Source organism: Nocardia coubleae NBRC 108252 (assembly GCF_001612805.1).
Taxonomy (GTDB): domain Bacteria; phylum Actinomycetota; class Actinomycetes; order Mycobacteriales; family Mycobacteriaceae; genus Nocardia; species Nocardia coubleae.
Map to the genome: position 1 here is coordinate 127616 of NZ_BDBD01000025.1, position 12379 is coordinate 139994.

The 12379-nt window shown below is 69.6% G+C and carries 12 protein-coding genes; 11 read left to right on the forward strand and 1 reads right to left on the reverse strand.

Annotated elements, in window-relative coordinates; genetic code table 11:
* The first annotated feature begins 36 nt into the window (after positions 1-36).
* The 10 genes from NCO8_RS25740 to NCO8_RS25785 all read left to right on the forward strand — a co-directional run bounded on the left by NCO8_RS25740 (position 37) and on the right by NCO8_RS25785 (position 10160).
* On the forward strand, positions 37-426 hold the full coding sequence (locus NCO8_RS25740; protein WP_067642979.1) for a polyketide cyclase / dehydrase and lipid transport: 390 nt from the start codon (positions 37-39) through the stop codon (positions 424-426).
* 12 nt (positions 427-438) lie between these two features.
* On the forward strand, positions 439-879 hold the full coding sequence (locus NCO8_RS25745; RefSeq protein ID WP_067642982.1) for an SRPBCC family protein: 441 nt from the start codon (positions 439-441) through the stop codon (positions 877-879).
* 26 nt (positions 880-905) lie between these two features.
* Positions 906-2150, forward strand: coding sequence for an ArsA family ATPase (locus NCO8_RS25750; RefSeq protein WP_084457475.1), 1245 nt, complete (start codon positions 906-908; stop codon positions 2148-2150).
* Positions 2147-2893 carry a serine/threonine-protein kinase gene (locus NCO8_RS32055; RefSeq protein WP_067642986.1) on the forward strand — a complete coding sequence of 249 codons (747 nt, stop codon included), beginning with the start codon at positions 2147-2149 and terminating at the stop codon, positions 2891-2893. The genes NCO8_RS25750 and NCO8_RS32055 overlap by 4 nt, the downstream gene beginning before the upstream one ends.
* Complete coding sequence (locus NCO8_RS25760) at positions 2890-3879, forward strand: ROK family protein (protein ID WP_067495953.1); 990 nt, start codon at positions 2890-2892, stop codon at positions 3877-3879. The genes NCO8_RS32055 and NCO8_RS25760 overlap by 4 nt, the downstream gene beginning before the upstream one ends.
* A gap of 117 nt (positions 3880-3996) precedes the next feature.
* Positions 3997-4725 carry a lysophospholipid acyltransferase family protein gene (locus NCO8_RS25765; RefSeq protein ID WP_067495956.1) on the forward strand — a complete coding sequence of 243 codons (729 nt, stop codon included), beginning with the start codon at positions 3997-3999 and terminating at the stop codon, positions 4723-4725.
* Positions 4726-4806: 81 nt separating this feature from the next.
* Entirely contained in the window at positions 4807-5580 is a 774-nt protein-coding gene (locus NCO8_RS25770) for a sporulation protein (protein WP_067642990.1), read from the forward strand.
* A gap of 190 nt (positions 5581-5770) precedes the next feature.
* Positions 5771-7174, forward strand: a complete 1404-nt coding sequence (locus tag NCO8_RS25775; RefSeq protein ID WP_245655497.1) for an ABC1 kinase family protein — start codon at positions 5771-5773, stop codon at positions 7172-7174.
* 115 nt (positions 7175-7289) lie between these two features.
* A complete protein-coding gene (locus tag NCO8_RS25780) occupies positions 7290-8834 on the forward strand; it encodes an alkaline phosphatase D family protein (RefSeq protein ID WP_157105099.1) in 1545 nt (514 codons plus the stop codon).
* Positions 8835-8885: 51 nt separating this feature from the next.
* Entirely contained in the window at positions 8886-10160 is a 1275-nt protein-coding gene (locus tag NCO8_RS25785) for an FAD-binding protein (protein WP_067495966.1), read from the forward strand.
* 20 nt (positions 10161-10180) lie between these two features.
* Here the strand turns inward: NCO8_RS25785 and NCO8_RS25790 are convergent, their stop codons facing one another.
* Positions 10181-11218 (reverse strand): helix-turn-helix transcriptional regulator, encoded by a 1038-nt coding sequence (locus NCO8_RS25790; protein ID WP_067642996.1) that lies wholly within the window; start codon positions 11216-11218, stop codon positions 10181-10183.
* A 537-nt stretch (positions 11219-11755) separates the two neighbouring features.
* On the opposite strand from NCO8_RS25790, the gene NCO8_RS25795 reads away from it, so the two are divergent.
* Positions 11756-12322 carry an EF-hand domain-containing protein gene (locus NCO8_RS25795; RefSeq protein ID WP_084457476.1) on the forward strand — a complete coding sequence of 189 codons (567 nt, stop codon included), beginning with the start codon at positions 11756-11758 and terminating at the stop codon, positions 12320-12322.
* Positions 12323-12379: the final 57 nt, after the last annotated feature.

Genomic DNA, 12379 nt, shown 5'->3' on the forward strand with positions numbered 1-12379 from the left:
GACTGTCGCGGTGGCGCGTCCATTACTCTCAGCGAGGTGAGCAGTATCCAGGTCGCCGATCAGACCTTTCTCGCCGCGCCGCCCGCCGCGATCGCCGAGGTGCTCGGCGCACCGAACAATTGGCGCCGCTGGTGGCCCGACCTGCACCTCGACGTGCGGGAGGACCGGGGCGACAAGGGCATCCGCTGGACGGTCGCGGGCCCGCTGACCGGCACCATGGAGGTGTGGCTCGAGGCCGTCGCCGACGGCGCGATCCTGCACTACTTCCTGCACGCCGAGCCCACTGCGAGCAAGCCGCTCACGCCGCGTGCGCTGGCCGCCGCCAACCGCGCGCGGCGGGTCGCGGGCAAGGACATGTCGTTCGAACTGAAGGCACGGCTGGAAGCGGGCCGCCCCGCGGGCGTCGCCCCCGCCTCGGCGCTGTAACGAAAGGAATCCATGGCCCCCGACCGGACCAAGAGATCGATCGTCATCGAGGCGCCGTCGCAGCAGGTGATGGCCGTTATCGCCGATCTGGAGTCCTACCCGGAATGGGTGGCCGCGGCGAAATCGGTCGAGGTGCTGGGCACCGACGCGGCGGGCCGGGCCGCGACCGCGCGCTTCGTGCTCGACGCGGGCGTCGTCAAGGACGCCTACACCCTCAGCTACAGCTGGCGTGCCGACGGCAAGGCGGTGAGCTGGCACCTGCTCGAGGGCGATTTGCAGAAAGCCCAGGATGGCAGCTACGAACTGCTCGACCGTCCCGACGGCAGCACCGAGGTGACCTATGAGCTCACCGTCGACTTGAACATCCCGATGATCGGCATGTTCAAGCGCAAGGCCGAGAAGGTGATCACCGATACGGCGCTGAACGAACTGAAGAAGCGGGTCGAGGGCTGAGCGCCCCGGGCATCACCCGCGTCGAACTGTTCGTCGGCAAGGGCGGGGTCGGCAAGACGACGCTGGCCTGCGCGACGGGCATGTCCTACGCGCGCGCCGGCGAACGGGTGCTCATCGCCTCGCTCGATCAGGCGCATTCCCTCGGCGACGCGCTGGGTTTCCGTTTCCCGCACGACCCGGGCACGGTGGCCGGGGTGGCGCGGGTGGCGCCGGGTCTCGAGGTGATCGAGATCGATTCCCTCGCCCTGCTCGAGGACCGGTTCCGCGATGTGGTGCGGATGCTGGACAAGGGCAGCGGCCACGATCACGGCATCGACCTGGCCGCACTCGATCCCGCCGAGCTCACCGGGCTGCCCGGGGTGCAGGAACTGCTGATGCTGGTGGAGATCGGGCAGTTCGCCGAGGAGAACGACTGGGACGTCATCGTGGTCGACTGTCCGCCCTCGGCCGACATGCTGCGGATCGTCACCGCCCCCGACACCTTGCTCAACTACCTGGAACGGCTCTGGCCCAAGCACGCTCGCGCGATGAGCGCGATCGGCACGGACCTGCGTAAAGCGGTACTGGCTGCGGCGGTGGAGCGGGTGGTGAACGCGGTGACCCAGGTGCGTGACCTGCTCGCCGACCGCGCCCGCACCAGTGCCCGCCTGGTCACCGGACCGGAGCAGGTCGCGGTGGCCGAGGCGCGGCGGGTGCGTTCGGCCGCGGCACTGCTCGGCCTGCGGTTGGACGCGGTGGTGGTGAACAAGGTGCTCGCACCCGTCCCGCCGCCCGGTGAGAACGCGCACCCGGCGGTGCACTGGTATCTGAATCGGCGCGCCGAACAACTCGAGGTGGTCGCGCGGTTACACGAGCAGCTCACCGATGTCCCGATCGTCGTCGCCAAGCACGCCGGGGCCGAACCGGTGGGGCTGAGCGCGCTGTCCGCGTTCTCCTATTCGGTCGACACGCTGCCCCGCCCATCGCTCGGGGCTGCGGAATCGGGGGAACCGATGGTTCGATGGGAGTCGGGCTCCGGCGTCGACTCCGTGTACGCGATGCGGATGCGGCTGCCGGTGGTCGATCCCGGCACCTTGCGGCTGGGCCGAGTGGAGGACGATCTGATCGTGGGAGCTGACGGGGTGCGCACCAGGGTGCGCCTCGCGCCGGTGCTTCGCCGCTGCACGGTGGCGGGCGCCGAGCTCGACGACGGTCATCTCGTTGTCCGGTTCCGGCCCGATCCGCAGGTGTGGCCCGCCGATCCGAACTACACGAAGGCCAGGCGCACATGAGCAGTGACAGGCAGTCCGACCGCAACCACGACGGTTTCGCCGAGTTCGCCGAAGAACTGCGCCTGCTCGCCGAGGTGCTGCTCGCGCGCGTCGAACCGGTGCTGCGCCGCACCGCCGCCGACGGCGCGGCCGACCTCGGCGGCTGCGCCTGGTGCCCGGTATGCGCGGCCGCGGCCCTGGTCCGCGGCGACCACCACGACGTCGTCGCCGCCCTCGCCGAACACGGCACCTCGATGGTGACGGTCCTGCGCGAAGCCCTCGCCGGCGTCCCCGTGGAGCCGGTCCTGCCCCCGGAATGGGCCGATCACGCCGCGGGCCACCCCGGGCACGCGCGCGCGAATGCCACGGGGGCACAGCGATACCAGCCGACCGACGAAGCGCCCGGGGCGCATCCGACGAACGGTGCCGGTGCCACGCACGGCGATCATCGGAACCCGCACGCGCCGAGCGGCCCGCGTGGTGATCGACCGGCCTCGCCGCGGTCGGACGGGTCCGCTACGCCCAAGGATTCCTCTCGGGCCACCGGTCTCGGTGAACAGCCGACCCCCCGCCCACGCCGGGTCGACGAATTCAGCGCACGTACCCCGCACATCACCCCGGAACCGGCGGACGAAACCGCGTCGGGCACAGGGCAGTTCACCGCCGGTGCAGGCACACGTCCGGCCCACGGCGAGGAGCGGCCCGCGGGCGCCCGCGCGCCACGCTCGCGTTATGTCGATATTCCGGTCACGATCCGGGGATGAGCCAGGCGAGTACCCACCCACTGACCGTCGGAGTCGACGTGGGCGGCACGAATATCCGCGCCTCCGTCGTCGACGCCGACGGTGAGGTGCTCGACACCGTGCAGGCGCCGACACCGCATTCGGCCCGCGCGCTCGAGGCCGCCATCGACCGGTCCGTGCGCGAACTGGCCCGCAGGCATCCCATCGCGGCGGTGGGGCTCGCGGTGGCCGGGTTCATCTCCGCCGACCGCACCACCGTCCGGTTCGCCCCGCACCTGCCCTGGCAGGACGCGCCGGTGGCTCAGCGGCTCACCACCCGGCTGGAACTGCCGGTGATCCTCGAGCACGACGCCAACGCGGCGGGCTGGGCCGAGTACCGCTTCGGCGCGGCGGCAGGCGGGCACACCGTCGTCCTCGTGGCGATCGGCACCGGCATCGGCGCGGCCCTGCTCATCGACGGCCGGCTCTACCGCGGCAGCCACGGCGTCGCACCCGAACTCGGCCACCTGCAGGTGGTCCCGGACGGCCGCGCCTGCGCGTGCGGCAAACGCGGCTGCTGGGAGCGCTATTGCAGCGGAACCGCGCTGGCCGACACCGCGATCGAAATGCTCGCCACCGACCCCGTGCGTTCGGTGCTCGCGCGCGATGTGATCCGCGATCCCGGTTCGCTCACCGGCCGACGGGTGGCCGGTGCCGCCCAGGACGGTGACCCGCTCGCGGTGCGGGTGATGTCGGACTTCGCGCGCTGGCTCGGGCTCGGGCTCGCCTTCGTCAGCGACATCTTCGACCCCGATCTCGTGGTGATCGCCGGTGGGGTGAGCAGTTCGGCGCCGCTGTTCCTCGACGAGGCCCGCGAGCACTACGCGAGTGCAGTCACCGGCTCGGGTCATCGCCCCCTCGTGCGGTTGCGCACGACCCAGCTCGGCGAGGCGGCGGGCATGATCGGGGCCGCCGAATTGGCCCGGGCGGCGATTGGAACGCCGCTGGCGGGTACTACCGGGAGATGAGGGTCACACCCATGCCCGTCGGCTACCGTCCTGGTTGGTTGTGACCTGCGACCAGCGGTAAAGTCGTTTTCCGACGAGGCTGCACACGACCATCCCGGTCCCCGGGGAAAGGACGCCATGTTCTACTGGCTGCTCAAGTTCGTACTCGTGGGACCGTTCATGCACCTGTACAACCGACCCGTTGTGGAAGGTGTGGAGAACATCCCGACCGACGGGCCGGCCATCATGGCGGGTAACCATCTCTCCTTCGCCGACTGGTTGTTCGCGCCGCTGCTGAGCCCGCGCCGCATCAACTACCTGGCCAAGGCGGAGTACTTCACCACCCCCGGTTTCAAGGGCCGTCTGCAGAAGTTCTTCTTCTCGGGCACCGGCCAGTACCCGATCGACCGCAGCGGCGCCACCGCCGCCGAGGACGCGCTCAACGCGGCCAAGAAGCTGCTCGACGAGGGCCGCCTGGTCGGCCTGTACCCGGAGGGCACCCGCTCCCCCGACGGCCGCCTCTACAAGGGCAAGACCGGCATGGCCCGGCTCGCGCTCGAGACCGGTGTCCCGGTCATCCCGGTCGCGGTGATCGGCACCGACAAGGTGTCCCCGCCCGGACCGTTCAAGTGGCGTCGTCACCGGGTGACGCTGAAGTTCGGTGCGCCGCTGGACTTCTCGCGGTACGAGGGCATGAGCGGCAACCGTTTCGTCGAGCGCGCCGTCACCGACGAGGTGATGTACGAGCTGATGCGCCTGACCGGTCAGGAATACGTCGACGTGTACGCCCACAGCCTCAAGAAGGGTGTGAAGCCTACCGATCACCAGATCGAGGCCACCCGCATCCCCGACCGCGCCGCCAGCTGACACCGATCCCCCTGTGCCGCAGGCCGGCTCGGCACCGCGCCTGATAAGCATCTCGTAAGGGCCGTCGGCCAGACTGGTCACATGTTCAAGCAAATGCTGGCCGCGGCCGGTGTCGGCGGCGCCGAGGTCGACACCGAATTGTTCACTCCCGGTGTGCAACCGGGTGGTCTCGTCGAGGGTGTCATCCGGTTGCGCGGTGGGCGTGTCGATCAGGCGGTCGGGCAGGTGGCCGTCGAGTTCATCACCCGCGTCGAGCGCGAATACGCCGACGGTGAGGAGCGCGTCGCCGACCAGGCGTTCGGCCGCGTCGCCGTCACCGGGCCGTTCACGCTCGGTGCCGGCCGGATCACCGAATTCCGTTTCGCCGCACCTGTTCCGCTGGAAACCCCGATCACCTTCTTCGACGGCCACCACCTGCCCGGCGCGGCGGTCGCCCTGCGCACCGTGGTCGATCTGCACGGTGCGGTCGATTCCACCGACACCGATCCGATCGGCATCGGCGCGCTGCCCGCTCAGCACGTGGTGCTGGACGCGGTGCGGCGCATGGGTTTTCCGCTGCTGCGCACCGACGTGGAGGCGGGCCGGATCAACCGCACACCGCAGCGGCTGCCGTTCTACCAGGAACTCGAATTCGGCCGCTCCCCGCATTTTCCCCGGGTGAACCAGCTCGAGGTCACCTTCATCGCTACCGAAACGGGCATGGCCGTGGTCCTCGAGGCCGACATCCAGGGCGGCCTGCTGCGCGGCACCCGCGACGGAATCGGGATGTTCTGGGTCGACTACGCCCAGCTGGCCCACCGGGATTGGACCCAGGAGATCCACGGCAGCCTGCACCGACTCGGCGCCCTCGGCTGAGCCGCCTCGCGATATTCGGCTCAGCTCCGCCTGCGGTTCGGTCCGGCTGAGCCCGGGGGCACCTGGCAGCGGATCCACGCAGGCGCATCTCTGCTCGGGCAGTCGCCTGTTCGACAGGTCCTGATGTGCGGACGCCACCACGACCGGTTGGTAACGTGTGCCGCACACGCGGGCCGAGGATGTGGGTCGCGTGGCCGTCGACGGGGAGGGCGAGGTGGACATGGCCGCAGATGAATTCGACGCGGGTCGTGTCGTGCGTTTTCCCCGCCGCAAGCCCGATGGGGCGCCGCCCACCGGCCGGGTCGCCCGGGGCACCAGGCTGGCAGCGGTGCCCGTCGCCTATATGGGCAGACGCGTAGCGGGGATCGGCCGACGGGCGGCCGGACGCGACGCGGCCACTGTGGAGCGCGAGATCCGCCACCGCACCGCCGAACACCTCTTCCAGGTGCTCGGCGAACTCAAAGGCTGCGTCGCCAAACTCGGCCAGTTGCTCGGCCTGCTCGAACTCGGGCTCGCCCCCGATCTCGCCGAACCGTACAGCCGAGCCCTTGCCCGCCTGCACGACTCGGCCCCCGCCATGCTGCCCGCCGCCGTCCACACTGAACTCGCCACCCATCTGGGCCCTCGCTGGCGTTCGCTGTTCCTCGAGTTCGACGACCGCGCCGCGGCGGCCGCATCGGTGGGTCAGGTGCACCGGGCCCGCTGGCACGACGGCACACCGGTGGCGGTGAAAGTCATGTACCCCGGTGCGCGGCAAGCGGTGCTGGCGGATCTGAGCGTCCTGCGCCGCGCCACTCCCCTGTTCACCGCCTTGCTGCCGGGTGCCGAGACCCGTCCGGTGATCGAGGCGCTGTGCGAGGAGATCGGCGCCGAACTCGACTACGCCCGCGAAGCCGCCAACCTCGAGCACTTCCGCACCGCCCTGCGCCACGACCCGGACGTGGTGGTCGGCCGGGTGATCGCGCAGCGCGGTGACGTGCTGGTCACCGAGTGGCTCGACGGAATCCCGCTGTCGCGCTTGATCGCTCGTGCCGAACCTGCCGAGCTCGACCGGCTGGGCGTACTCATCCTGCGATTCCTGTTCTCCGCGCCGGCGCGCGCCTCCCTCATCTACGGCGACCCGCACCCCGGCAACTTCCTGCGCATGCCCGACGGGCGGCTCGGGGTGGTCGACTTCGGTGCGTGCACGCCCTGGACGCCCGCATTCCTCACCGTCGCCGGTGACGTGGGCGCCGCCGTCGTCGCCGAATCCGTGGCCGACCTCGAAGCCGCGCTGCGCCGCCACGGTTATGTCGCCCCCGGCGGCGACCTCGACATCGCCACCGTCGCCGAGCGTCTCCGCCCTGTTCGCGAAGCACTCATGTCCCCGACCTACCCGCTGTCGGCGGACTGGTTGCGCGAGCAGGTCCGCCTGGCCACCGACCTGAGCCTGTCGAACATCCTGCGCCAGCTCACCATGCCACCCGCCGACACACCCTTATTGCGTTCGTTCCTCGGCGGCGTCGCCATCCTGTGCCAACTCCAGACGGCAGTCCCGCTCCGCGCCGAATGCACCCGCTGGTACCCCGAAACCGCTGCCGCCGTGGGTCTTTGATCGCTGAACACTTCCTTTCGCCCAGGTGGACGTGAGTCTTTCCGTCCGGCAGCGTTCACCGGCTGTTGCCGTACACACGACCGCCCGTTCGACTCGTCCGGGCACGGTGCAGGACATGGTCGACTTCGCGATGTCCCGGCGCACGCTGCTGCGCGCCTCCGCTCTCGGTGTGCTCACCGGCCCCGCGCTGGCCGCCTGTGGTGACGGCCCCGGATTGGTACGGGCCAGGCCGACTCTCACCCACGGCATCGCGGTCGGTGACCCGCGCAGCGACGGCGCGCTGATCTGGGCCCGCTCGGATCGTCCCGCCACGCTGGTCGTCGAGACGGCGGCCACCGAGAAGTTCAGTGACGTACGACGTTTCACCGGCCCGCTGCTCACGCCCGCCTCCGACGGCACCGGCCGCGTGCGGGTGAACGGCCTGCCCGCCGGTCAACTCGTGCACTACCGGGTACGGCTCGAAGGCGAGGACGGCGCCACCTCGGAAACGCTGAGCGGCGTGTTCCGCACCGCCCCGACCGCACCCGCCGACATCTCGCTGGTGTGGTCCGGCGACGTGGCGGGTCAGGGTTTCGGCATCAATCCGGACGTCGGCGGCATGAAGGTCTTCGCGACCATGGCCGCTCGCGACCCGCACCTGTTCCTGCATTCCGGTGACGTCATCTATGCCGACAACGCGCTGAAGGAATCGGTGACGCTGCCCGACGGCCGCGTGTGGCGCAATATCACCGCCGACGCCAAGAACCAGCCCGCCGAGACCCTCGACCAGTTCCGCGGCAACTACGCCTACAACCTCACCGACGAGAACTACCGCCGCTTCAACGCCTCGGTCGCCCAGATCGTGCAGTGGGACGACCACGAGACCACCAACAACTGGTCGCCCGGCGGCACGGTCGCCGCCGACAAGGGCTACACCGAGCGCAACATGGACACCCTCGCCACCCGATCCTGGCAGGCGTTCCACGAGTGGATGCCGCTCGAGCCGCGCGAGGCCGTCGACGGGCGGCTCTACCGCAAGATCTCCTACGGCCCGCTGCTCGACGTGTTCGTCCTCGATATGCGCGCCTACAAAGACGCCAACACCGCCAACATCGGACCCCAGGGCCAGGTGCTCGGTGCGGCCCAGACGGCATGGCTCATCGATGGTTTGAAGCAGTCCACGGCCACCTGGAAGATCGTCGCCGCCGACCTGCCGATCGGCGTGGTGGTCCCCGACGGCAAGACCGCGTTCGAAGGCGTCGCCAATGCCGCGCCGGGCGCGCCGTCGGGCCGCGAATCCGAGATCGCCCTGGTGCTGTCGGCGATCAAGGCGAACAAGGTGCGCGACGTCGTCTGGCTCACCGCCGACGTGCACTACACCGCCGCACACCACTACTCGCCCGCACGCGCGAACTTCACCGATTTCGACGAGTTCTGGGAGTTCGTCTCCGGGCCGCTCAACGCGGGCGCCTTCGGTCCCAACCCGCTCGATCCGACCTTCGGACCCGAGGCCGTTTTCGTGCACGCGCCCCCGGCGCCGAACACCTCGCCGCTCGATCTCGAGTACCAGCATTTCGGCGAGGTCCGCATCGACGGCGGCACCGGGGAATTGACGGTCGACCTGTGTGACGCGACCGGAAAAGTCCTGTTCAGCAAGCAACTTCCGCCCTCGCGGAAATAGGTGGGAACTACCCGTCGCCAGAATCGCCGCGCTGTGGTTAGCTATGCGGTCATGGGCACGCCGCATACCGTCACCTCCGAAGAATATCTCCCCACCGACACTGCGGATGTCGTTCGCACCGTGCGTGATTCGCGTGATCGAGCCGAACGTCTGACGGTACGTGGCGGCGAACCGACCGAAGAGTCCTCGTTCGGGCTGGCCGATCAGCGCGGCGTGCTGTCGTTGCGCAAGATGAACTCGGTCCTCGACATCAATCTCGGCCGCCGCACGGTGCGGGTGCAGGCCGGCGCGAAGCTGTCGGAGATCGACCGGCGCCTCGGCGCGCACGGCCTCGGCCTGCCCGTGGTCGGCGACCACCGCGACATCACCGCGGGCGGTTTCGCCTCCGTCGGTGGCGTGAGCACCGCCTCGCACCGCTACGGCATGTTCATCGATCAGATCGTCGACCTCGAGTACGTCGACCCCGACGGCCGGATCGGCACTTGCGGGCGTGGCCATCACACCGAACGGTTCCAGCGCATCCTCGGTGCGGGCGGGCGCGCGGGCATCATCACCGCCCTCACCCTCGATGTGGTCGAGGTCGACAAGGACCACACCTGGCTCACCACCGACGCCGACCGCTTCCTCGACTTCGATTCCTTCGTCGAGCACGCGACCGCCGAGATCACCAACCCCGGGAGCGCGGCGCTGCAGGTGGGACGCTGGGTCGACACCGCGCCGCTGAAGGTCACCCGCCCCGTCGGCACCGGACAGGTCACCCTCGGCGCGGTCCGGTTCGGGCAGTGGTCGAGCCTGTACCCCACCGCTCCCACCCGTGGTCTGCGGGCGCGGCGCGAGGTCGGCACCCGCACCCGTAAGTCGTTGGGCGCGATCGCCTCGGCGGCGGGCGGACGCGCCGGTATGCCGGTGCGCAACGCGGCGGCGGGCGCGCTGATGTTCGCGCCGAAGGTGCTCACCATGCGCGATGCCGAGTACCTGGCCGACACCGTCATCAACTCCTCCGAGCGCGGCCCCGCCTACCGTGTGGGCGTGTTCGCACCGCTGGCCAACTACGGTTCGGTGTTCTACGGCCTGCACGACCTGTTCTCCGAGCACCGCGAACGCTCCGGTTGCTTCACCGTCATCTCCGCGATGACCTACGGTGTGCGTTCGCCGTACCTGCGGGCCGAGGCCGCCGCCCGCGGCCTGACCCCCGCCGACTACGGCCTCATCACCTTCACCTGCCGGCTGCGTCCGTCGGCCCTGCCCTCGGAGCAGCTGCGGGAGATCGTCGCGGGTATCGACGACATCTGCCGTTCGGAGCAGGCGCTGCGCTACAGCGTCTGACATCTGCACGCATACCCGCATCAGAACGCGGTTCTGGTGGTGTGCACGAAGGGTTGGCGCGCACACCGGGCGGTGAGTGTGTCGGCGCGGCGCGCGGTGCGGTACGCGGCGGGTGACACGCCGTATTCGGCCCGGAATGCACGGGAGAGCTGGTCGGCCGTGCGGAATCCGCAGGTCTCGGCGATCTCGCGGAGACTGCGTGAGCTTTCGCTGAGCGCGGTCGCTGCGGCGACCAGTCTGCGGGCGCGGATGAGTCCGGCGACGGACAGGCCCTGCAGCTCGAAGGCGCGGAACAGTGTCCTTCTGCTCACGTGCAGTCGTCGCGCCACCTCGTCGGGGTTCATTGCCGGGTCGGTGAAAGCGCGGTCGATGACGTCGATCGCGCGGCGGCGCAGCATGTCCTCGGTGGATATCTCGATCGCGGCCCCGGCCAGGTCGCGTTCCAGCAGCGCGACCACGGCCGACCGGAAGACGATCTCGTCGATCCGGGCGGCGATGCCGAGATGCGCGGGACTCGTTGCGCCACAGGCGAGGTCGCGTGCGAACAGGAGTGCCGACACCGCGGCGCCGGACAGCGCCCACACCTGACCGCCCGCCGCGGCGGGTTCCAGACCCCAAGCGGTCAGCGCACCCATCGACACATACAGGTGCAGCACGTCGACGGCGCGCGCCTCACCCCGCGAGAGCACCGACCGGAACGGCGAGTCGAGGCAGACCGCGAACGCCTGACCTGACGCCGCGACAGAGCGGGCGCCCCCTTGTTCGAGGGCGACCCGGCCATCGATCACCAAGCTCAACTGCAGGTACTGGCCGTAATGATCACGGGCGGCGCCGCCGTCGCGCTCGGCGGTGATACCCGAGGTGCGCAGCCGGGCGACCAGCACCGAGCCCGTGCTCAGGGTCCAGAGGGTGGCGGTGAAGTCCTCGTCGGCGCGCACCCGGCACCCGAATGCCAGACGGTTCAGGTCCCGGGGCCCGCGCAGGGCGATCCCCCCGCCGCCGCCTCGGCCTGCCGTGTCGAGCAGGCACGCGAATTCCCGATGCGGGGGTTCGCCCATCGATTGCCCTGAATCAGACAAACCAGACGGAAAAGGCTCCGCATCACCGGTTCGGCCGGACGAATGGCCCGCCCGGCGTCCACCGGGTGCATCTCGCCCACCGTGTTGCCGCTCATCGGTTTCGCGCACACCCGCATAGATCCGCATACCCCACCTCCGCGCCTGTCCCCGATAGCTCGACCGTGCCGACAACTCCCAAGCTGCGAAAACACAAGCATAACAGGGGAACTCGTCTCTTCCCGACCGCTTTCCGCGCATTCGGACCGCGAGCGGCCGAGCCCAATTTTCCGTGCCATCTTCACCAGAAAACCGTGCCAAACCCGATCGCCCGGCAGCGCCGTCGCGAGTTCGGCAACCCCGCTGCGGCCTGGCGATTAGGTGTCACGAGCACGTCGCGACCGGCATTCGAGGCGTTAACTGGACCATTGCACCGACTGATCGCCGCGGTCTAACTTCGAGATCTCCCGCATCCCTTGCGATTTCGCCGCGGGATTCCACAGTTCGTGTCCCTCCCTTACTGACGAGGTGGTGTCAGCAATGACTTCAGTGGTATCCGACATGCTCGACCGCAAGTTCGACGTGTGCTTCGGCCACGGCGACCAGAACGGCGACGGGGTGATGGAACGGGCGGACGTGATCGCCCTGGCGGCTCGCATCATCGCCTACCTCGACGCGCCGTTCGACTCCCCCAAGGCCCAGGCGCTGCTGGTCGCCTTCCAGAACTTCTGGGAGAACGTGTCGACCGAGTTCGATACCAACGGCGACGGCCTGATCAGCAAGACCGAATGGCGCGAAGGCCTGCGCAAGTTCGCCGCCAGTGGCGACATGTATCGCGAAGGCTTCCGTCCGCTCGCCGAGGCCCTGTTCGCGCTGTGCGACGCCGACGGCAACGGCAAGGTCTCCCCCGAGGAGTTCTTCCAGTACCAGCGTGCCTTCGGCACCTCGCCCGAGAACAGCCGCCTGGCTTTCGAGCGGCTCGACCGCGACGGCAGCGGTTCGCTGTCGGTCGAGGAACTGCTCGATGCCTGGCACGAGTACTACACCAGCTCCGATCCGCAGGCGCCCGGCAACTGGCTCTACGGCGACATCGGCCCGCTGGCCTGATCGTCGGCGGCACAGGCTCTTTCGCGCCGGCCGGGACACCATCCGGTCGGCGCCCGG